Consider the following 20,856-nt stretch of genomic DNA (forward strand, 5'->3'; position numbering starts at 1 on the left):
CTCGGACCCATGCCCGCCGCCAACCAGGTCATCGCGCTGCTCGCCGGCCATCTCGAAGGCGATAGCGAACAAGTCAGAACAGTCGCGCTGCAGATCGCGGCAGCTGAGGCACGTCAGGGGCATACCAAGACCGCTGCGACTATGAAGAAGCTGCTTGATCGCCCCCGACTTAGGAATGCTGGTGATACAGCGATCACAGCCGTGGGTGCCACCCAGCTGGCGAAGCCCCGAGGAGATCTTGAGGAGCTCGTTACGGTCGCGTCGCCGAAGGCGCGGGTGAACGAGATGACCCTCACGCCGATGGTTCGCGAGCGGCTGGATCGGATGGTCCGCCAGCAGACGTCCCGCGGTCGCTTGCGCGAGCACGCTCTTCGTCCGAGCTCCAAGATCCTGCTCGTCGGCCCTCCCGGCTCCGGAAAGACCCTGACGGCGAGTGCCTTAGCCGGCGAGCTTAGTCTGCCTCTGTTCACGATCCGGCTAGACGCCGTCATCACCCGTTTTCTCGGAGACAGCGCCACTAAGCTCAGAACCGTTTTCGATCAGATCGCGCAGATGCGCGGCGTATATCTTTTCGACGAGTTCGATGCGATTGGTGGCAAGCGCTCGGCAGGCAACGACGTCGGCGAGGTTCGCCGAATCCTCAATTCCTTCCTGCAGTTCCTTGAAGAGCCCAATGCGACGGACAGCGTCATCGTCGCGGCGACCAATCATCCGGAGTTGCTGGACCGCGCTCTAATCCGTCGCTTTGACGAGATTGTCGAATATGGTCTTCCGGATGAAGCGGGGGTGCGCGACATCGTCAAGCGTCGCCTCGGCGGCCGCGCGAGCCGGTCGCTGAAATGGGATCGGATTGGCGAAGCCGCGCACGGGCTCAGTCATGGCGAGGTATCACGAGCCGTCGAAGAAGCGCTTCGTGAAGCCATCCTCAGCAATCGCAAGACGGTCGATCAGCCATCTCTTATAACAGCGCTCGAAGCGCGTCGCGCCATGCGTGAAGTCATGGCTGACTTGTTCAACGAATAGGTGCAGCTTCACGGTCGGACGACGAATCTGAAGGTGCCCCGTGCTCCGACCTCACCTACGCATCGACCGCTTTGCCACCGAAGCCCCCTATCAGCGCCCCAAGGGCGGCGGCGGTAACAGAAACACCTACGGCCGCGCGTTCGGGCAGCACGCCGAGGACCTTAAGAGAGACTTGGCCAGCGCATGGGCGGACGCCGACGGTCTTTTGTTCCAGCGCGAAGCCCCGGTGGGCGAGCCGGGTGCCTATATCGCTTTCGAAACTGCGGTTGATGCGCCCCTGCCGTCTCTGGAGTGGAAGCGCGAAGGGCTCCGGCTGGCGGCCGCTAGTCGGGACGATGAGGGCCGGGCCGTCGGCACCGTCTTTGTGCCCGACAAGGCCAGGGCCTTTCTGGAGGAGAAGATCACGGGCTACGGCGCGCCGACAACCGGCCGCACGCAACAGAACGAAAGCCGTTTCGTCGCGATCGATCGGTTTTCCGCAGCCCGACTAGCCGACCTCTGGATTGACGACCGCGAAATGCCTGAGGGCGATGCGCCACAGTGGTGGGAGTGCTGGTGTTGGCCGGACCGCATCCACAACCTTGAAGCGAAGGCGGCGCACCTCGAACTGCCGGTCTCGGCCGACCGGCTGACCTTCCCTGAGCGCACCGTGGTTTTCGTCTTCGCCAACGCCGCCCAGATGGCCCGGCTCGTCAGCGGCGTCGACAGTGTCGCGGAGTTGCGGCTTGGACGTGACACCGCGGCGTATTTCAAGGGCGAGCCGAGGGCCGACCAAGACGGCTGGATCGACGCCTTTCTAGACCTTATTCAGGACGGACGGTCCGCCACTTCGCCCGCGATCTGTCTTCTGGATACTGGGGTAAACCGGGCCCATCCTCTTCTGTCGACCATGCTGGCAGCCGGCGACCTCCACTCCGTTCATGCGGACTGGGGGGTGGATGACGATGTTGGGCACGGAACCGAACTGGCGGGGCTGGCCCTATATGGCGACTTGACCACGTCCCTGCAGGCCGTGACTCCCGTGGTGCTCGACGTGGGCCTTGAGTCCGTCAAGCTGCTTCCACCGCATGGCTTCCCTGCGAACGCGCCTGCAAGCCTCGGCCTCGTAACCCAGCAAGCAGTGGCCCTGCCCGAGATTGCAGCGCCCGAGCGCCCGCGGGTTTTCTGCCTAGCCCTCGGGCAACCGTCCGTCGCCGGCCCCCGCGCGTCAAGCTGGTCCGCCGCTATCGACCAGTCTGCTGCGGACTCCTTGGTCGAAAATGTCGAAAAGCGTCATCACCGGCTTTTCATCATCGCCGCCGGGAACGTTCCAGACGGCTTAAACGACGAGGCGATGGAGGACCGGGACAGTCATGAGATCGAGGATCCGGGTCAGGCTTGGAACGCCCTTACGATCGGAGGCATGACCGACAAGGCCGTCATCGCCGAGCCGGCCCGAGCCCACTGGACAACGGCCGCCGGGGTAGCAGAGCTGAGCCCCTACAGCCGGGTCTCGGCGAGCTGGCATCGCGGCGTCTCGCCGATCAAGCCCGAACTCCTCTTCGAAGCGGGTAACCGTGCGGTCGATCCTTTCGACCAGAGCCACTGGAGCGGCTTGGACTCTCTGTCGATGCTGACGACCGGTCACCGGGTGACCCAAGAACCGCTGAGCACATCCTGGGCTACGAGCGCTGCGGCGGCGCAGGCCGCTGGCATGGCCGCGCGCCTTTTGGCCGATAATCCAGACTACTGGCCTGAGACGGTGCGCGCTCTGATGGTCCACGGCGCAGAATGGACGCCGCCAATGCTGGCGCAGTTTCGGGCTCTCGCTGGCAAAACGGAACGCATGACGCTGGCGCGGCGGCTCGGCTATGGCCGGCCGAGTCTTGAGCGCGCCAAACGCTCACGCAGCGCCGATCTGGCCTTGGTCTCCCAAGCCTCTATCCAGCCCTTTCGCAGGGACGGCGGCAGCGTGCGAATGAATGCCTTCCACTTCTACGCTCTGCCATGGCCTCGCGACGCCTTGGCACTTCTGGCGGAAAACGAAGTCCGGTTGAGGGTCACCCTGTCCTACTTCATCGACCCCAATCCGAGCGCGGACGCTCCGCTCGCCCCGGCCCGGTACCGCTCGTACGGCCTGCGTTTCGACCTGCGCAAACGGGGCGAGACCACTGCACATTTCCAGAGCCGGGTTAATGCCCTAGCAGAGACGCCCGACGAGGACCTTGATCTAACTGGTGCCGACAACGACCGTCTATTCGGAGCCAAGTCCGTCTCCGCTGGATCGTTGCATACCGATGAGTGGCGGTGCGCGGCTGCGGATTTGATCGACCGGGACTGTCTGGCGATCTATCCCGTCGGCGGCTGGTGGAAGATGTCCCGTCGGCCGGAGGTCTCCGACCGCCTAGCCCGATACAGTCTGGTCGTGACCCTAGACGCAGGCGATGCGGAGGTCGACCTGTATGCCGAGATCGAACAGCGTATCGCCGCCGCCATCGCCGCCGAGGCGGATGCTGCTGTCATCGACGTCTGAGGCTTGCAGATCTCCCCCGCCCTACCCCTGGCGCCGCACCAGCCGCCCGTAGTCCTCCATCAGCCCCAGGCTCAGTTCGCCCGGCGTGAAGCCATACTCGCCGATCTGGCCCACGGGGGTGACCTCGGCGGCGGTGCCGGTGAGGAAGCATTCGGTGAAGCCGGACAGCTCCTCGGGGCGGATGTGGCGGACGACGACCTCGATGCCCTTGGCCTTCGCCAGATCAATGACCGTGCGGCGGGTAATGCCGTCGAGGATGGCGTCGGTGGGCGGGGTGTGCAGGACGCCGTCCTGTACGAAGAACACGTTGGCGCCGGTGGCTTCGGCCACATAGCCGCGCCAGTCCAGCATCATGGCGTCGGCGAAGCCGTTCTTCTCGGCCGCCATCTTGGACAGGGTGCAGATCATGTACAGGCCCGCCGCCTTGGCCGCCGAAGGGGCGGTGGCCGGGTCGGGGCGGCGCCATTTGGCCCACTCCAGCCGGATGCCCTTCAGCTTGGTCTCGGCGTCGAAATAGCTGGGCCATTCCCAGGCGGCGATGGCCATGCGGGTCTTGTTGGGGAAGGCGGAGACGCTCAGCTGCTCCGGGCCGCGGAAGGCCACGGCGCGGATGTAGCAGTCGGTCAGGCCCGCCTTTTCGCAGGTGGCCCGCTTGGCCGCGTCCAGTTCGGCGACGCTGAACGGAATCTCGAAGTCCAGCATGCCGGCGGACCGGTGCAGACGCTCGGAATGCTCTGTGATCTTGAAGATTTCCCCGTCATACATACGCTCGCCTTCAAACACGGAAGAGGCGTAGTGTAGGCCGTGGGTCAGAACGTGCGTATTCGCTTCCCGCCAGGGCACGAAGTCGCCGTCCATCCAGATCCAGCCGTCACGATCGTCGAAGGGAACGAACGTCATTGAGTAAAATCTCCTGCACCGATTCTCCGTTTAGAACGGGCGCGGCCGCTCAGGTCAACGCCTCGCCGCGCGGAGGGGTTCGGTGAGCGCGTCGGATTCCCATGCCGGATCGGGTCGTTCCGGCCCCGTGGCCGCCCCCGGCGAGGGGCGCCACCTGCTGGTCGTGGACGACGACGACCGCATCCGCGAACTGCTGAAGGAATATCTGGCCCGCGAAGGGTTCCGGGTCACCGGGGCGGCGCACGCCGCCGCCGCGCGGCGGCTGATGGAGCTGCTGGAATTCGATCTGGTGGTGCTGGACATCATGATGCCGGGCGAGGACGGCCTGTCCCTGACCAGCTGGGTGCGGTCCAAGGCCGCCACCTCGAACACCCCCGTCATGCTGCTGACCGCCAAGGGCGACGCCGACGACCGCATCGAGGGGCTGTCGCGCGGGGCGGACGACTACATGTCCAAGCCCTTTGATCCGCGCGAGCTGCGCCTGCGCATCGACGCCATCCTGCGCCGCAGCGGCACCAAGCCCATCGGGCCCAAGGAGGTCCGGCTGGGCGACGCCCTGTTCAACATGGAGCGGCTGGAGCTGACCCGCGACGGCGCGCCCCAGCGTCTGACCGAGGCCGAGGCCCAGCTGCTCAAGACCCTGGCCCAGAGCGCCCATGCGCCGGTGGAGCGCATGCAGCTGGCCTCGGACACCGCCGACATCACGGGTCGCGCCGTGGACGTGCAGGTGACGCGCCTGCGCCGCAAGCTGGAGAAGGATCCCAAGAACCCCCGCTATCTGCAGACGGTGCGGGGCGTCGGTTATATGCTGGCGCCGGACTGATGAGCCCGTCCGGGGGGCATTCCTGGCGCTACTGGCCCCGGTTCTGGGGACGGTTCCTCAGGCGGCGGTTGCCCAGTTCCCTTTGGGGTCGTTCGCTTCTCATCATCATCCTGCCCGTCTTCCTGATGCAGGTGGCGGTGACCTGGGCGTTTTTCGACGCCCACTGGCAGACCGTGACCGCACGCCTGTCCGAGGGGCTGGCCGGGGAAATCGCCTGGGCGGTGGAAAGCTACCGCGACGACCCGTCGGCCTCGAACCTGGCGGCCATAGCGGACCGGGCGGAGCGCTCCATGCAGTTGTCCATCGCCTTGCAGGAGGGCCGGACCCTGCCGCGAGAGCGGGACTCCAGCGTCTTCGGGGTAGTGGACCGCACCTTGAACGACGCCCTGGATTCCAGACTGGACGATCCGTTCTGGTTCAGCACCACCAGCTACCCCGCCTATGTGGACATCCAGGTTCAACAGCCCCAGGGCGTCCTGCGCATCATCGCGCCGCGCGAGCGGGCCGTGGCGACCCAGGGTCATATCTTCGTGTTGTGGCTGACCCTGGCCACGGTGTTGCTGATGTCCGTGGCGATCCTGTTCATCCGCAACCAGGTACGCGCCATCGAGCGGTTGTCCGAGGCCGCAGAGGATTTCGGCCGGGGCATCGACGCACCCCGCTTTCGCCCGTCGGGCGCGCGTGAAGTGCGCTCGGCCGCCCGGGCCTTCATGGACATGCGCGAGCGGATCCAGCGCCACATCGAACAGCGCACCGTGCTGCTGGCTTCGGTCAGCCACGACCTGCGCACGCCGCTGACGCGCCTCCGGCTCGAGCTGGCCCTGGCGGACCAGACCCGGCGCACCCGGGCCATGCTGGGCGATCTGGACGAAATGGAGCACATGATCGACGAGTATCTGGCCTTCGCCCGCGGCGAGGCGGGCGAGGCGCCGCAATCCATCGACCTGAAAACCCTGCTGGAAGCCGTCGGCGCCCAGGTCAGGAAGCGCGGCGCCGGGGTCGAGATAGCCGCTCCGGAAGACCCTGTTCAGGCGATGGTCCGTCCCCTGGCCTTTCGCCGGGCCCTGACCAATCTGGCCGGCAACGCGGCGGATCACGGGGGACGCGTCCGCCTGTCGCTTCGCCGGGCCGGCGGCGAACTGGAGATCGCGGTTGAGGATGACGGCCCCGGCATTCCCGAGGCGCAGCGCGAGGACGCCTTTCGCCCCTTCTCCCGGCTGGACGACGCACGCAACCAGAACACCAAAGGGGTCGGCCTGGGCTTGGCCATCGCCCGCGACGTGGCCCGCAGCCACGGCGGCGACATCACCCTGGACGCCAGCGATCTGGGCGGACTGAAAGCGGTGATCCGCCTTCCCGGTTGAGGTGTTGCCCGGCTGATCACATTGTCGCGCACCCCCTCTGGCGCAACCGACGGATCGAGCGCATCTTCACCCCTGAGGGGCTGTCACTTCAGGTTCGCCAGGAGGCTTGCCATGCGTACGATTTCCTTCCTCGCCGCCGCGGGCGTCGCCGCGGCCCTTGCGGGCGCGGCCAGCGCTCAGCCCGAAGTCACCGTCACCATCGGCGACCGTCTGGATCGCGAAGCCAGCCGGGAGCTGGGCCAGGCGGAAGTGGCCGATCAGGCTCGCGCCCTGGAAGCGCGGCTCGAGCGGGAGCTGGCGTCCAACCCCGCCTACGACGGCGCCCGCATCAATCTGGTGCTGACCGACGTGGCGCCGAACCGCCCCACCCGCCAGCAGCTGAGTGATACGCCGGGTCTGGACTACATCCGCAGCTTCAGCGTCGGCGGCGCCGCCATTGAAGGCGAGGTCATCACCGCCGACGGCCAGACGCGCCCAGTCCAGCATGACTGGTACAGCCACGACATCCGCGATTCCCGCTACATGAGCACCTGGCAGGATGCGGACCGGGCCTTCATGCGCTTCTCGCGCCGTCTGGCCCAGGGCCGGCTGTAAGCCTCAGCTTCCGGACAGCTCCGCCGCCCGGGCGACCGCGGCGGCGGCGGCTTCGGACACCAGACGTTCCAGCGATGCGTCCTTGGCGAACACGTCCAGCGCCGCGCGCGTCGTGCCGCCGGGCGAAGCCACGCGCGCGATGAGATCCTCAGCCCGCGCGCCCTCCGGCTTCATGGCGGCGGCGGCGGAGACCAGCGTCCCCGACGCCAGCGCCGCCGCCTGATCCGGCGAAAGCCCCTGCTCCACACCCGCTTTTGTGAGCGCTTCCACGAAGGCGAAAAAATAGGCCTGGCCCGAGCCGGACACGGCGGTGGCCGCATCCATCAGCCCGTCGTCGGCCAGCCCGACCACCCTGGCCACCGGCGCGAACAGGCCGCGCACCTTGTCCAGATCAGCGTCGTTTTCCGCCCAGATGGAGGCCACGCCCTCGCCCACCGCCATGCTGGTGGTGGGCATGACGCGCGCCACGGGGCGGGATTTGAAGCCCTCAGACAGGGCCGAGGCGCGCACCCCGGCCATCATGGAGATAATCAGGGCGTCCGGCGCCAGCTTTGCGTCCATGTCGGCCGCCACCTGACGCCACATGGCCGGCTTCACGCCCAGGATCACGCGATCCGCGGGGGCCAGCGCCTCGTCGCCGGGATTGATCACCGCGCCCTTGTCCCGCGCCGCCTCGGCGACCGGCTTGGAGGACGGGGTGACGATGATGAGATCGCGCAGGTCCAGCCCGCCGGTCTTCAGCCACCCTTCGACCAGGGACGACCCCAGTCGTCCGCAGCCGATCAGAATTACAGGTCGATCCGTCAAAATCTCAGGCGGTTCCAGCCGTTTCAAAGAGACAGGCGTCAATGGAGTCGCGCGGGCTGCTGCCCCCGCGGATCAGATAATCGAACGCCGGGAAATAGCGGTCGGCCGCATCGATGGCTGCATCGATCATGGACGCCGCCTGGGCCAGGGTCGGCCGCTCGCCGTGGGGCAGGGCCAGGGCGTGGCGGAACACGATCTCGCCGTCCTCGGCCCACACCTCGAAATGCCCCAGCCAGACCCGCTGGTTCAGCATGGAGGCGAGTTCATAGGCCGCAGCGCGCCGCGACTTCTGAGCCCGGATGTCCAGCGAACAGCACAACTGAAGGCAATCGCCCTCGGGCCGCCAGGCGAACCACAGCTCGTAGTCCTTCCAGTCGCCCGCCAGGGCGAACGCCAGGTCGCCCTGGTCGGTGCGGTCGAACGGCAGGTTCTCGGCCGTCAGCACATGCTCCACCACGTCCAGCGGGTCGTATGGGGTTTCGACCTCGTCGGGGGTCAGTGCGTCCATGAAAACTTCCGATTCCCTTGAGGGGGCGTGAGAGGACGAAGCGACTCAGGCTCCGTGTCAGGACGGTAGGCGTGTTCGCAGATTCGGCTCAACCGGCTGCGTCCTTCGGGCGAGCCCCGGCTGTGGACGTTCCCTTTCCAGGCGTCTTCGCGGCTGTTTTGGCGGGCTTTTTCAGCTCCGCGACCTCGGCGCGCAGAGCCGCGATCTCGGCCTTCAGCGCATCGAACTCGTCGCGGCGCACCAAATCCATATCCGCCACGAAGCGGTCGGCCTGGGCGCGCCAGGCGCTTTTGGCCTCCTCGCCCGCCGCCTGGGCCAGGCCCATGGCGCCGGTGGTCAGCTTGGCGAACTCATCGAGAAACGGATTACGGGTCTGCATGGGACTGTCCTGGCGACTGGAAACGACTCAACGGACGCGCCGCGTCCGTTAACCTTCCGCCCGATATGGTGAATGAAACCTTGATGTCGATGCGGCCCGTCGTCCCGAAGACGAGAAAACGGGGGCGACGGCCCCCGCGACGCTTGCTAAACGAAGCCCATCCCAGCCGATGGAGTCCCGCGTGATCTTTCCCGAATTCGATCCGGTCCTGTTCACGATCGGTCCCGTTGAGCTGTTCGGCCGCTCGATGGGCCTGCCCATCCGCTGGTACGCCCTGGCTTATGTGGCCGGCATTGTGCTGGGCTGGCGCTACGCAGCCATGCTGGCCAAACGCACCAGCCTGTGGACGCCGCGTAATCCGCCGGTATCCGGACCGCAGATCGACGATCTGGTGCTGTGGATCACCCTGGGCATCATCGGCGGCGGACGGATCGGCTACGTCCTGTTCTATCGGCCCGATCTGCTGGGGCAGATATTCACCGGATCGGGCATCGGCGAACGCCTCGAAATCCTTCAGATCTGGACCGGCGGCATGTCGTTCCACGGCGGCCTGATCGGGGTGGCGCTGGCGCTGTTCTTCTTCGCGCGCAGTCAGAAGATCAATCCGTTGTCCCTCGGCGATCTGATCGCGCCGGTGGCGCCCATCGGCCTGTTCTTCGGGCGCATCGCCAACTTCATCAACGGCGAACTGTGGGGCCGGCCCACGGACGGACCGTTCGGCGTGATCTTCTGCAACGACCGCATCATGCAGCTCTACGGCTACTGCCCGGCGGGCGTAGAGCCGCGCCATCCCAGCCAGCTCTATGAGGCCGGCTTGGAAGGTCTGGTCCTGTTCGCGATCCTCGTCCTGGCGGTCTGGAAATGGCGCCTGCTGGCCAAGCCCGGCTACGTCACCGGTATTTTCCTGGTCGGTTATGGCCTGTCTCGAGCAGTGCTTGAGACGGTGCGCGAGCCGGACGCCCACATGCCGGACGCGCTGCAGGGAGTCGTCACCATGGGCATGCTGCTGTCCATCCCCATGATGCTGATCGGCGGCTGGCTGATCTGGCGGGCCTGGAACCGACCGCCCGCGAACGGGTGACGCCATGGCCCTGATCGACCGCCTGCGGCGCGAGATCGCCCTGACCGGACCGATGACGGTGGCGGACTATGTCACGCGCTGCCTGCATGACCCGGAAGGCGGCTACTACGCCGCGCGGCCGAACCTGGGGGCGCGGGGCGATTTCATCACCGCGCCGCTGGTCAGTCAGATGTTCGGCGAGCTGATCGGCCTGTGGGCGGTTGAGGTCTGGACCCGTCTGGGCGCGCCCGACCGGTTCCGGCTGGTGGAGGTCGGGCCCGGCGACGGAACCCTGATGGACGACGCCCTGCGCGCCGCCCGCCTGGCGCCCGCTTTTCTGGAAGCCTGTGATCTGCTCCTGATCGAGCCCAGCGCGCCCTTGCGCGAGGCACAGGCCCGGCGGCTGTCCGAGCATGATCGCCAGCTGCGCTGGGTGAAATCCCTGCATGACGTGGAAACTGACGCCCCGGTCATCCTGATCGCCAACGAGGTGCTGGACTGCCTGCCCGCGCGCCAATTCCTGCGCACCGACACCGGCTGGGCAGAGCGGCGCGTGGGGCTGGATGACTCAGGCGGCCTGACCTTCGGCCTGACCGCGCCCAGCGCCGGGTTCATCAAGCCCACATTCGACATCGGCCCCGGCCAGATTTTCGAGGTTTCCGAACAACAAGCGGCGTTCGGCCGCGATCTGGGCGCCCTGATCCGCGAGGCGTCCGGCGCCGCGCTGCTGATCGACTACGGCAGGGACCGGCCCGGTCCCGGCGACACCCTTCAGGCCCTGAAGCGACATGAGAAGGTCGACCCCCTGTCCACGCCCGGCGAGGCCGACCTGACCCAGTGGGCCGACTTTCCGGTGGTTCTAGAAGCCGCTGTGCGCTCGGGCGCCGACGTCACCGGCTGTCGCGGCCAGGGCGACTTCCTGCGCGCCCTCGGCGTCGAGACCCGTGCGCAGAGGCTGATGCAGTCGCGCCCCGACGCCGCGCCGGTGATCGAGCGCCAGCTGCACCGCCTGACCGCCCCGGATCAGATGGGCGACCTGTTCAAGGCCGCCTGCGTGTTCGCGCCCAAGAGCCTATCCATTCCCGGCTTCGAGGGCTGACGTGGCCGAGCACCTGACCCACCCCCTGCTGGACTTGCCCGGCGTCCGCCACGCCTTCTTCACGCGCAATGGCGGCGCATCGACCGGCATCTATGACAGCCTGAACGTGGGTCTGGGCTCCCGCGATGACCCGCGGACCGTGCGCGAGAACCGCCGCCGCTGCGCCGCCGTGTTCGGCGCCGGCGAAGACCGCCTCTTCACCGCCTATCAGATCCACTCCACCCTCATCCGCGTGGCCGAGGCGCCGTGGGCCGATCAGCGGCCCGAGGGCGACGGGGTCGTGACGGACCGGCCCGGTCTGGTCTGCGGCGCCCTGACGGCGGACTGCGCGCCGATCCTGCTGGCCGACCCCCACGCCCGGGTCGTGGGCGCGGTGCACGCGGGATGGAAGGGCGCCCTGAACGGCGTGGTCCACAGCGGGGTGGCGGCCATGCAGGCGCTCGGCGCCATTCCCGAGCGCATGGTCGCCGTGGTCGGTCCCTGTATCGGGCCCGACAGCTACGAGGTCGGCGCCGATTTTCAGGAACGGTTCGAGCATCACGACGCTGGCGCGGAGCGCTTTTTCCGGCCCGGCGCGGCGCCGGACAAGCGCCTGTTCGACCTGCCCGGCTTCGTGCTGTGGCGACTGGCCGAGGCCGGCGTGGCGCAGGCGGCGTGGACAGGCCACGACACCTGCATCGACGAGGCGCGCTTTTTCTCCAACCGCCGGGCCTTCAAGCGCGGCGAGCCGGACTTCGGCCGCCTGCTCTCGGCCATCAGCCTCGTGGACTGATCACCCGGCGTAATAGGTCGGCGAACCCGGCCCCACCGGCAGGCCCAGGCCGAACACCCACAGGAAGAACAGGATGGTCCATCCGATCGTGAAGAAGATCGAATAGGGCAGCATCATCGCGATCATGGTGCCGATGCCCACATCCTTGTTGTAGCGGGTCGCCCACGCCAGGATCAGGCCGAAATAGCTCATCATCGGGGTGATGATGTTGGTGGTCGAATCCCCGATCCGGTAGGCGGTCTGGATCACCTCTGGCGAATAGCCGATCAGCATCAGCATGGGCACGAAGATCGGCGCGGTCATGGCCCACTGGGCTGAGGCCGACCCGATCATCAGGTTCACGAAACAGCAGATCAGGATGAAGCCGATGAACACCGCCGGCCCGGTCAGGCCGCTGTTCTGCAGGAAGGTGGCGCCGTTGACCGCCGTGATGGCCCCCAGGTTCGACCAGCCGAAGAAGGCCACGAACTGGGCGGCGAAGAAGACGATCACCACATACAGGCCCAGAGTCGAGATGGCCGAGGCCATGCCGTCGATCACATCCCGGTCGCTCTTCATGGTGCCCACCGTGCGGCCATAGGCGAAGCCCACCACCAGGAAGAACAGCAGGATCCAGGTGACGAAGCCGCTGAAGAAGGGGGAGCGGATGCGGTCACCGGTTTCCGGGTCTCGCAACAGGCCCCAGTCGGGAACCAGGGTCAGGGCCATGACCGCGAAAATGCCCAGCACCGCCAGACCGGCCACCTTCAGACCCTTCTTCTCCTTGTCGGTCAGGGCGTCCATTGAGCCGCCCTTGAGAATCTCGGGATCGGCCTTGGACTTGTCATAGGCGCCCAGCTTGGGCTCCACGATGTAGATGCTGACCAGCGTGCCGATGATGGTCACCAGAAACACGCTGACGACCATGAAGAAATAGCTGGCCGTCGCCGTCACGGCGTATGTCGGGTCGATCAGACGCGCGGCCTCTTCGGTGATCCCGGCCAGCAGCGGGTCGACCGTGCCGATCAGAAGGTTGGCCGAATAGCCGCCGGAGACGCCTGCGAAGGCCGCCGCCATGCCCGCCAGCGGATGCCGCCCCAGCGAATAATAGACCGCCCCCGCCAGCGGGATCAGCACCACATAGCCCATCTCGGACGCTGTGTTGGACAGCACGCCAGCGAAGACGATGGCCATGGTCACCACCTTGGGCGAGGCGCCCAGCACGATGCCGCGCACGGCCGCGGACAGCAGGCCCGAGCGCTCCGCCACGCCCACGCCCAGCATGGCCACCAGCACGACGCCGAGCGGCGCGAAGCTGGTGAAATTGCCGACCAGGCTGGTGAAGATGCGGCGCAGGCCGTCCTCGGTCATCAGGCTGACCGCGCGGATCATGCCGTCCTCGGACCGGCCGGAGGCGCCCAGCGGCCGGGGATCCTCCACCGCCACGCCCATGGACCCGAACAGACCCGACAACAGAACAATGGCCACGGCCAGCAGGAAGAACAGCGTCACCGGGTGCGGCAGGCAGTTCCCCAGCCATTCCACGCCATCGAGGAACCGGGTGAACAGGTTGCGCTTGCCCGGCGGCTGGCCTCCGGGAGGGGTTGAACCATTGGGCGTGGCCGGCGTGGCGTCGGTCATCAGGCGTCCGTGTTCTGCTGAATCGGGCGGGGCCTGACTGGCCCAAGCCCGTCGTGACGCCCCCATGTCGAGACGCAGTTTCAGCCGACCCGGGACGGAAAGTCCAGCCATGCGGTGGCCTTGCGGACGGCGCGCCTGTTATGACCCGGCCTGCACCCCGCCTCTGTACGACCGCAACGGAACCCCATGCCCGCCCTGGACACCCTGCGCGCCCGGATCGCTGACTATCCCCTGCTGGAGACGGCGATCGGTCTGATCCTGCTGGTTCTGGCCGCCTTGCTGATCGACTGGCTGGTGCGTCATGTCCTGCTGCGGATCGGCCACAAGGCGCTGAAAACTGTCGGGCTGGACGACGAGGCCGAGCCCATGGCGCCGGTGGCGCACCGTCTGGCGCGCATCGCCCCGGCCATGGTGATCTACAACGGGGTGGTCGCGATCCCGAACCTGGCGCCGGATGCGGCGACGGTGATCCAGAACGTGGCGTCGGCCTTCATCATCCTGACCGTGGTGCTGGCGGTCGCGGGCGGGCTGGATGTGGTCAACAGCGCCTATTCCCGCCGCCCTGAATCGGTGAACCGGCCCATCAAGGGCTACATCCAGGTGGTCAAGATCGTGCTCTATGCGATCGCGGCCATTCTGGTCATCGCCACCCTGATCGAGCGTTCGCCCCTGCTGCTGCTGTCTGGTCTGGGGGCCATGGCGGCGGTGCTGATGCTGGTGTTCAAGGACACAATCCTGTCGCTGGTGGCCTCGGTTCAGCTGACCTCCAACGACATGGTGCGAATCGGCGACTGGATCGAGGCGCCCCAGATGAACGCCGACGGCGACGTCATCGACATCGCCCTGCACACGGTCAAGGTCCAGAATTTCGACAAGACCATCACCACCATTCCTACATGGAAATTGGTCAGCGAGAGCTACAAGAACTGGCGCGGCATGAGCGAGTCCGGCGGCCGCCGCATCAAGCGCAGCCTGCTGATCGACCAGAACAGCGTCCGCTTCCTGACCGACGACGAGCGCCAGGCCCTGTGCCGCTTCGCCCTTATCGACGACTATCTGGGCGAAAAGCGCGAGGAACTTGAGGACTGGAACGGAAAGCTGATCGAGGCGGGCCGCGATCCGGTCAACACCCGCCGCGTCACCAACATCGGCACCTTCCGCGCCTATGTGCAGTCATATCTGAGCAATCACCCGCGCGTGCACGCCCACGGCATGACCCTGCTGGTGCGCCAGCTGGATCCTACGCCCGAGGGCCTGCCTCTGGAGATTTACTGTTTCGCCACCACGACGAACTGGGCGGAGTATGAAGGCATCCAGGCGGACATCTTCGACCATCTGATCGCCATCCTGCCCGAGTTCGGCCTGCGCCTGTTCCAGCAGCCCAGCGGGCTGGACCTGTCCGGCGCCCTGGCCGGACGGCAGTTGGATCAGGCTTCGCCGTCGTCCTTGAAGTAGGGCTCGACCGGCCCCTGCAGCTTGACGGTCAACTGGTTGCCCTTGCGGTCCACGCGATTGCCCACGGCCAGACGAACCCAGCCTTCGGACACGCAGTATTCCTCGACGTTGGTCTTTTCCTCGCCCTTGAAGCGGATGCCGACCCCGCGCGCGAGCACGGCCTCGTCATGGTGCGGGCTGGCGGGATTGACGGACAGACGGTCAGGAGGCGTGTCGGACATGGCGGCTCATCGCTTCGTATGGAACGAGGGCGGGTGATAGCCGCTGTTCGCGGCCGCGCCAACCAGTCTTACTGCACCGTCTGGCGCGCGGGCTCGGTGCGGGCCGGCGCCTCTTCACCGGCCTGATAAGGCTGCGGTCCGGAGGGCGCGGGCGGCGGCGTCGCCTCTGCGCGGGCCTGCTGGCGAGGCGGGGCGGAGCGGCGGGCGGGCGTTCTGGCCGGCTGGACGGCGGGTTCGTCCGCCTGGGCCGTGCGCGTGGGCTGGGGCGCAGGCTCGTCCTCGGCTGCGGCTTCGGCGCGGGCGGCCAGTTCCTGGGCTTCGTAGCGATCGGCCAGCTTCTCGGTCAATTCGCGGGCTTCCGCAGGGGGCATCTGGGCCATGATGGCGGCCAGGGCGCGCGGGCGCATGGCCTGGGCCACTGGCAGACGCACGGCGTCGGCCAGGGTGTTGAACACCGCCGCCGCCTCGCGCGGCCGCATGGCCTGATAGACCTGCACCAGGCGATTGATCTCTTCCTGTTCGCGTTCGTCGGCCTGGCCGAGCATGCCCTCGAGTTCCGCCTTCACCTCGTTCAGCGCGGCGATCCGCTCGTCCAGCTTCTGCTCGGCGGCGGCCATCAGGGGCAGCATGGTGGCGAAATCCGTGTCGCGGGCGTCCAGCTGGTCGCGGCGGGCCGACAGGCTCTGGATAATGCGCAGTTCGGCCGGCGAAATGCCCGCCTGCTCCGCCAGCTGTTCTTCCGACAGGGCGCAGACCGCGGGGGCCGAGGCGATAGTCGGCAGGGCCACATCCTCAGCGGCGACCACGCCTTCCTGGGCCCAGGCCTGTGCGCCCTGGAACAGGTCGGGCGCCAGCCCCACCGCGCGCACGGCGACAATGCCGCCCACGGCGATGGCGATCAGGGGCAGGATGCGGGGCATCTTCATCGGGCGGGCTTTCCGGAAATCAGGCGGCGAACAGGTCTTCGTCCAGCTTACGCCGGGCGCGGTTCAGGCTTTGTTGAGCGGTTTGGTTAGCGGCCAGCGCCTGCAGGATCAGGGAGGCGCGCTCGGCGGCCTGTTCCGGTGCGGGATCGGCCTCAACCTTCGGCTGGACCACGGGCTCCGGACGCGGCTCACGAACCACCGCCGCGGGTTGGGCCGGCGCCGGGTCGGTGCGGACCGGCGTGCGCGAGATCAAGGCTTCCAGCTCCGCCTTCAGCTGCCGCCCCTTGACGATGCGGTCGTGCAGCAGGTCGGTGTCCTGCCCCGCCGACTTCAGCGCCATCAGGGCGTTCTCCGCCTTGCCGGCGGCGGCGTTCAGCTCGCTCACAGCCTTGGCGAACTCGGCCTGCCCGTTGCGCAGGGCCGCCAGCTTGCGCTCCAGTCGTATGCCGAACGCCACCGCCCCGATCAGCAGCAGCATCAGGACGCCGTCCAGGATCAATCCGGTCGCACTCATCGCTTTCCTCCGGTCAGCCGGCTGGCCGTTTCGATGCTTATGGGTCGCTCCACGCGCACGGCGATGTGCTGGCCCTTGCGGCCCATGCGGCCGGTGGTCACCGGGATGGAGCCGCAGCGCACGCTGATCTCGCTGTCCGGTCCGGCGTTCAGCATCAGGGTGTCGCCCACCTTCAGGCCCAGCGCCCGCTCCAGCGGTATCTGCTGCTCATCCAGCACCGCCCGCACCTCGGTCTCGGTGGTCCAGAGCTCGGTGGCCAAGTGGCTTTCCCAGATGTTGTCGCGGCCGAACTTCTCGCCCATGAACTGCTGCAGCAGCATCTTGCGGATGGGCTCCAGAGTCGAATAGGGCAGCAGCAGCTCGACCCGGCCGCCGCGGTCCTCCATGTCGATGCGGAGCTTGACCAGAATGGCGGCGTTGGCCGGCCGGGCGATGGCGGCGAAGCGGGGATTGGTCTCGAGCCGGTCCAGGTTGAAATGCACCGGCGTAAGCGGCTCGAACGCCGCCTGGGCGTCGGCCAGAACCACCTCGATCATGCGCTGGACCAGCATCCGCTCGATGGTGGTGTAGGGTCGCCCCTCGATACGCAGGGCCGCCGTGCCCCGGCGTCCGCCCAGCAGCACGTCCACGATGGAATAGATCAGGTTGGAATCGACCGTCAGCAGGCCGTAGTTGTCCAGCTCCTCGGCCCGGAACACCGCCAGGATCGCCGGCAGCGGGATCGAGTTCAGATAGTCGCCGAACCGGATCGAGGAGATGTTGTCCAGCGACACCTCCACATTGTCCGAGGTGAAATTGCGCAGGGACGTGGTCATCAACCGCACCAGGCGGTCGAACACGATCTCCAGCATCGGCAGGCGTTCGTAGCTGACCAGCGCCGAGTTGATGATGGCGCGAATGCCGGACCGGTCCGAGCCGTCGTCGTCGCCCAGGTCGAAGCCCAGCAGGCTGTCGATCTCGTCCTGGTTCAGGACGCGCTCCGACACGACGTCGCCGCCGTCTGCTTCCTGCATCTCTTCCAGGGTGTCGGCGTCACTCATGGCCTACTGCACCAGCATTTCTTCGATGAGCACGGCGTCCACATGGCCGGGCGCCGCGATCAGGTTGGCGCGGCGCAGCAACTCTTGCCGCAGCTGATGGCTGCCCGCCGACCCGGCCAGATCCTCGGGCCGCAGCTCGCGCAGGAATCCCTGGTACATGTCCTGAAGGCGGGGCGCCTCGGCCTGCAGCGTCGAGGCCAGGTGGGGGTCCGATGTCTCCAGAGTCAGTTTCAGCTTCAGGAAGGTCGGCCGCCCGTCCGCTGACTGAATGTTCACCACCATGTCGGGCAGGGTGTAGAAGGTGACGCCGTCCGGCCCCGCCGCGATGACGCCTACGCTCTCGCCGCCTTCGGCAGGAGCGCCGTGATCGCCGCCTCCTCCGCCGTGGTCCCCGCCCTTCTCGGCGGGCGGCGGCGCGGCATGGCCTTCCTCGCCAGAGGCCTCGGCCGAGGAGGGTTGCAGCAGGAAGAACGCCCCGGCGGCCCCGCCCAGCACGACCACCGCAGCAGCCGCGCCGATGATCAGCAGCATGGGGGGTTTCTTCTTGCCGGGCGCGCCTTCGCCCTCGGCCGCGTCGCCGCCCTCGGCGGGGGCCTCGGTCGTGGCAGGCAGGCCCGCGTCCTTCTTTTTCTTGCCGAACTTCAGCATGTCTTCAGACGCCCCGCGGCCGGCGAATCCCGACCTCCCGATTCCAGCCTCCAGATGACGCGAGTTTGGTTAACGAGGCGTTCATAACCGGCAGTTTCTGCCGGGCGGCGCACCTTGCGATCCGTATCAACCCCTTACGGTACAACGATTAACCCTGTTGGCCCACGCCTTGCTGGGGACGGGTCGCAAGGAGTCGCCCGTGGAAAACGCCGCCTATGTCGCCCTGTCCCGCCAAATGACGCTTCGTCGTGAGCTGGACATCGTGGCCAACAACATCGCCAACGCCGACACCACCGGCTTCAAGGTGGAACAGCTGATGGTCGGGGCCGAGATCGGTCAGCGGGCGCGCAACCACGGCATCCGTCCGTCCACCAGCTTCGTGCTGGACAACGGCGTGGGCCGCGACTTCGGTCAGGGCGCGCTCAGCCAGACCGGCCGCCCCCTGGACTTCGCCATCGAGGGTGAAGGCGCCTTCTTCACGGTCCAGGACGGCGAAGGCGAGGCCTACACCCGCGACGGCGCCTTCACCCTGGATCCCGAGGGCCGACTGACCACCGAGGCCGGCAATGCGGTGCTGGGCGACGGCGGCGAGATCATCCTCGACCCCGCGCTGGGAACGCCCACCGTGGCCGAGGACGGCACCATCACCCAGGACGGCCAGATCACCGGCCGCCTGGGCGTGGTGCGCTTCGCCCTGCTGTCGGTCCTGGAGAAGGGCGGCGACGGCCTTTACCGCAACACCGCCAACGAAGCCCCGATCGAGGCCAACGACGTCCAGATCCGCCAGGGCATGCTGGAAGGTTCCAACGTCAACACCATCCTCGAGATCACCAACCTCATCGAGATCAGCCGCGCCTACGAGCGGGCGTCCAAGATGATCGAAAACCAATCCGACCTGTCCCGGCGCGCCGTCGAGCGCCTCGGACGGGTGAACTAGGAAGGAGCCTGACTGATGCGCGCTCTAAGAACCGCCGCCTCCGGGATGCTGGCCCAGCAGCTCAACGTGGAGGTCATCTCCAACAACATCGCCAACATGAACACGGTGGGCTTCAAGCGACAGCGCGCCGAGTTCCAGGACCTGCTGTACCAGAACGTCGAGCGCATGGGGGCCCAGTCCTCGGCCCAGGGCACCGTGGTGCCCACCGGCATCCAGATCGGCGCCGGTGTGAAGGCCGGCAGCGTCTACCGCATCATGACCCAGGGCTCGCCCACCCAGACCGGCAACACCTACGACCTGGCCATCGACGGGCGCGGCTATTTCCAGGTGACCATGCCCTCGGGCGAGATCGCCTACACCCGGGCCGGCAACTTCTCGGTCAATCAGGAAGGCCTGCTGGTCACCGACGACGGCTATCAGGTGGAGCCCGCCATCGCGATCCCGCAGGAAGCCGTGGACGTGTCCATCTCCCGCGCCGGTCAGGTTCAGGTGATCCTGGACGGCGAGGCCGAACCCCAGGTGGTCGGTCAGCTGGAAATCGCGTCCTTCTTCAACGAAGCCGGCCTTGAGGCCATCGGCGACAACCTGCTGCTGGAAACCGCCGCATCGGGCCCCGCCACCATCGGCGCGCCCGGAGACGTCGGCTATGGGCAACTTCTGCAGGGCTACACCGAAGCCTCCAACGTGGACGCGGTCAGCGAGATCACGGCCCTGATCGTGGCCCAGCGCGCCTATGAGATGAACTCCAAGGTCATCTCCACCGCCGACGAAATGCTCAGCGTCTCCGCCCAGGTGAAGTCATGATGAGAGCCGTCTATCGCCGCCCCGCCTTCGAAGTGATGCCGCGCAAGGGTCGCGCCCGTCTGAACGCCGCCGCCGCAGCCCTCGCAACCCTGGTCATCGCCGCCGTCCTCGCGACGCCTGCCCTGTCCAGCCCGGTCAGCCTGTCGGCCAGCCCCATGGACGACGACGGCCGCATCACCCTGGGCGAACTCTTCGACGGCGCCGGGTCGGCCTCGTCGGTCGTCGTGGCCCGCCGCAGCGGCCCCACCGCTGTGCTGGACGCCGGTCTGGTCCAGGCCGCCGCCGCCCGCTCGGGCCTGCAGTGGAGCAACCCCGACGGCCTGCGCCGCATCGTGGTGCGCCAAGGCGTCTCGTCGGGATCCGGCGCCGCCTCCCTCACGCAGACGTCCGCCGGGCGTCCCGGCGCCACGGTGGAGGTTCTGACCTACGCCCGCAGCCTCGCCTCCGGCGACGTGGTCCAGCCCGAGGACGTGGTCTGGGCAGAGGTTCAGGCCCACCAGGCCCCCGCCGGCACACCCCAGGACGCCGCCGACGTCATCGGTCTGTCCGCCCGCCGCGCCCTTAGGGCAGGTACGCCGGTCCAGTCCCGTGACCTGACAGCGCCAGAGGTGATCGCGCGCGGCGACATGGTTCAGGTGGTCTACATCTCCGGCGGGGTCAGCCTGACCGTCACCGGTCGCGCCACGCGCGACGCCGCCCTGGGCGACGCCGTGATCGTCACCAATATTGAATCCGGCCGCGCTATCGACGCGGTGGCGGTCGGTCCCGGCCAGGCCGTGACCGGTCCCGCCGCCCAGGCCGCCCGCGCCAATCCCCAGCAATTCGCCGCCCTGCGCTAGAGGAATCCAGT

The 20,856-nt window shown here is 67.4% G+C and carries 22 protein-coding genes; 12 read left to right on the forward strand and 10 right to left on the reverse strand.

Going from position 1 to position 20,856, the window contains the following annotated elements; genetic code table 11:
• The first annotated feature begins 9 nt into the window (after positions 1-9).
• Both ACI8U3_RS12245 and ACI8U3_RS12250 read left to right on the forward strand, forming a co-directional pair.
• Positions 10-1,023, forward strand: a complete 1,014-nt coding sequence (locus ACI8U3_RS12245) for an AAA family ATPase (RefSeq protein ID WP_415015156.1) — start codon at positions 10-12, stop codon at positions 1,021-1,023.
• 40 nt (positions 1,024-1,063) lie between these two features.
• On the forward strand, positions 1,064-3,535 hold the full coding sequence (locus ACI8U3_RS12250) for a S8 family peptidase (protein ID WP_415015157.1): 2,472 nt from the start codon (positions 1,064-1,066) through the stop codon (positions 3,533-3,535).
• A gap of 21 nt (positions 3,536-3,556) precedes the next feature.
• On the opposite strand, the gene ACI8U3_RS12255 is transcribed toward ACI8U3_RS12250, so the two are convergent.
• Entirely contained in the window at positions 3,557-4,435 is an 879-nt protein-coding gene (locus tag ACI8U3_RS12255; RefSeq protein WP_415015158.1) for a branched-chain amino acid aminotransferase, read from the reverse strand.
• 127 nt (positions 4,436-4,562) lie between these two features.
• Between ACI8U3_RS12255 and ACI8U3_RS12260 the strand changes: the two genes are divergently transcribed.
• The 3 genes from ACI8U3_RS12260 (at position 4,563) to ACI8U3_RS12270 (ending at position 7,216) form a co-directional block, all read left to right on the forward strand.
• Positions 4,563-5,258 carry a response regulator gene (locus ACI8U3_RS12260; protein WP_415015190.1) on the forward strand — a complete coding sequence of 232 codons (696 nt, stop codon included), beginning with the start codon at positions 4,563-4,565 and terminating at the stop codon, positions 5,256-5,258.
• Positions 5,258-6,622 carry an ATP-binding protein gene (locus tag ACI8U3_RS12265; RefSeq protein WP_415015159.1) on the forward strand — a complete coding sequence of 455 codons (1,365 nt, stop codon included), beginning with the start codon at positions 5,258-5,260 and terminating at the stop codon, positions 6,620-6,622. The genes ACI8U3_RS12260 and ACI8U3_RS12265 overlap by 1 nt, the downstream gene beginning before the upstream one ends.
• Positions 6,623-6,733: 111 nt before the next feature.
• Entirely contained in the window at positions 6,734-7,216 is a 483-nt protein-coding gene (locus tag ACI8U3_RS12270) for a hypothetical protein (RefSeq protein WP_415015160.1), read from the forward strand.
• Positions 7,217-7,219: 3 nt separating this feature from the next.
• Here the strand turns inward: ACI8U3_RS12270 and proC are convergent, their stop codons facing one another.
• The 3 genes from proC to ACI8U3_RS12285 all read right to left on the reverse strand — a co-directional run bounded on the left by proC (position 7,220) and on the right by ACI8U3_RS12285 (position 8,910).
• A complete protein-coding gene (gene proC / locus ACI8U3_RS12275) occupies positions 7,220-8,023 on the reverse strand; it encodes a pyrroline-5-carboxylate reductase (RefSeq protein WP_415015161.1) in 804 nt (267 codons plus the stop codon).
• 4 nt (positions 8,024-8,027) lie between these two features.
• On the reverse strand, positions 8,028-8,531 hold the full coding sequence (locus ACI8U3_RS12280; RefSeq protein WP_415015162.1) for a YbjN domain-containing protein: 504 nt from the start codon (positions 8,529-8,531) through the stop codon (positions 8,028-8,030).
• A gap of 88 nt (positions 8,532-8,619) precedes the next feature.
• Positions 8,620-8,910: an accessory factor UbiK family protein gene (locus ACI8U3_RS12285; protein ID WP_415015163.1), complete on the reverse strand. Its 291-nt coding sequence runs from the start codon at positions 8,908-8,910 to the stop codon at positions 8,620-8,622.
• 181 nt (positions 8,911-9,091) lie between these two features.
• On the opposite strand from ACI8U3_RS12285, the gene lgt reads away from it, so the two are divergent.
• The 3 genes from lgt to pgeF are packed head-to-tail and all read left to right on the forward strand — an operon-like array spanning position 9,092 to position 11,841.
• On the forward strand, positions 9,092-9,991 hold the full coding sequence (lgt, locus tag ACI8U3_RS12290; RefSeq protein ID WP_415015164.1) for a prolipoprotein diacylglyceryl transferase: 900 nt from the start codon (positions 9,092-9,094) through the stop codon (positions 9,989-9,991).
• A gap of 4 nt (positions 9,992-9,995) precedes the next feature.
• Positions 9,996-11,069: a class I SAM-dependent methyltransferase gene (locus ACI8U3_RS12295; protein ID WP_415015165.1), complete on the forward strand. Its 1,074-nt coding sequence runs from the start codon at positions 9,996-9,998 to the stop codon at positions 11,067-11,069.
• A gap of 1 nt (position 11,070) precedes the next feature.
• Positions 11,071-11,841 (forward strand): peptidoglycan editing factor PgeF, encoded by a 771-nt coding sequence (gene pgeF, locus ACI8U3_RS12300; RefSeq protein ID WP_415015166.1) that lies wholly within the window; start codon positions 11,071-11,073, stop codon positions 11,839-11,841.
• Here the strand turns inward: pgeF and ACI8U3_RS12305 are convergent, their stop codons facing one another.
• Entirely contained in the window at positions 11,842-13,461 is a 1,620-nt protein-coding gene (locus ACI8U3_RS12305; protein ID WP_415015167.1) for an AbgT family transporter, read from the reverse strand.
• A 186-nt stretch (positions 13,462-13,647) separates the two neighbouring features.
• Here ACI8U3_RS12305 and ACI8U3_RS12310 point away from each other — a divergent pair, with 186 nt between their 5' ends.
• Positions 13,648-14,916 (forward strand): mechanosensitive ion channel family protein, encoded by a 1,269-nt coding sequence (locus tag ACI8U3_RS12310; protein ID WP_415015168.1) that lies wholly within the window; start codon positions 13,648-13,650, stop codon positions 14,914-14,916.
• On the opposite strand, the gene ACI8U3_RS12315 is transcribed toward ACI8U3_RS12310, so the two are convergent.
• The 5 genes from ACI8U3_RS12315 to ACI8U3_RS12335 all read right to left on the reverse strand — a co-directional run bounded on the left by ACI8U3_RS12315 (position 14,889) and on the right by ACI8U3_RS12335 (position 18,265).
• Positions 14,889-15,137, reverse strand: a complete 249-nt coding sequence (locus ACI8U3_RS12315) for a DUF3297 family protein (protein WP_415015169.1) — start codon at positions 15,135-15,137, stop codon at positions 14,889-14,891. The genes ACI8U3_RS12310 and ACI8U3_RS12315 overlap by 28 nt on opposite strands.
• Before the next feature lie 68 nt (positions 15,138-15,205).
• Positions 15,206-16,063, reverse strand: coding sequence for a MotE family protein (locus ACI8U3_RS12320; protein WP_415015170.1), 858 nt, complete (start codon positions 16,061-16,063; stop codon positions 15,206-15,208).
• A 19-nt stretch (positions 16,064-16,082) separates the two neighbouring features.
• The gene (locus tag ACI8U3_RS12325) at positions 16,083-16,577 is read right to left on the reverse strand and encodes a DUF6468 domain-containing protein (protein WP_415015171.1); all 495 of its coding nucleotides are present in this window, start codon (positions 16,575-16,577) and stop codon (positions 16,083-16,085) included.
• Positions 16,574-17,617, reverse strand: coding sequence for a flagellar motor switch protein FliM (gene fliM, locus ACI8U3_RS12330; protein ID WP_415015172.1), 1,044 nt, complete (start codon positions 17,615-17,617; stop codon positions 16,574-16,576). Before fliM ends, ACI8U3_RS12325 begins: the two co-directional genes overlap by 4 nt.
• 3 nt (positions 17,618-17,620) lie before the next feature.
• On the reverse strand, positions 17,621-18,265 hold the full coding sequence (locus ACI8U3_RS12335) for a flagellar basal body-associated FliL family protein (protein WP_415015173.1): 645 nt from the start codon (positions 18,263-18,265) through the stop codon (positions 17,621-17,623).
• A 199-nt stretch (positions 18,266-18,464) separates the two neighbouring features.
• Here ACI8U3_RS12335 and flgF point away from each other — a divergent pair, with 199 nt between their 5' ends.
• Genes flgF through flgA form a run of 3 tightly spaced genes read left to right on the forward strand, consistent with a single transcriptional unit; the run spans position 18,465 to position 20,845 of the window.
• Positions 18,465-19,202 (forward strand): flagellar basal-body rod protein FlgF, encoded by a 738-nt coding sequence (gene flgF / locus ACI8U3_RS12340; RefSeq protein WP_415015174.1) that lies wholly within the window; start codon positions 18,465-18,467, stop codon positions 19,200-19,202.
• 15 nt (positions 19,203-19,217) lie between these two features.
• A complete protein-coding gene (gene flgG, locus ACI8U3_RS12345) occupies positions 19,218-20,006 on the forward strand; it encodes a flagellar basal-body rod protein FlgG (protein WP_415015175.1) in 789 nt (262 codons plus the stop codon).
• A gap of 35 nt (positions 20,007-20,041) precedes the next feature.
• On the forward strand, positions 20,042-20,845 hold the full coding sequence (gene flgA, locus ACI8U3_RS12350; RefSeq protein ID WP_415015191.1) for a flagellar basal body P-ring formation chaperone FlgA: 804 nt from the start codon (positions 20,042-20,044) through the stop codon (positions 20,843-20,845).
• Positions 20,846-20,856 lie beyond the last annotated feature (11 nt).

Source organism: Brevundimonas sp. (genome assembly GCF_047617075.1).
Taxonomy (GTDB): Bacteria; Pseudomonadota; Alphaproteobacteria; order Caulobacterales; family Caulobacteraceae; genus Brevundimonas.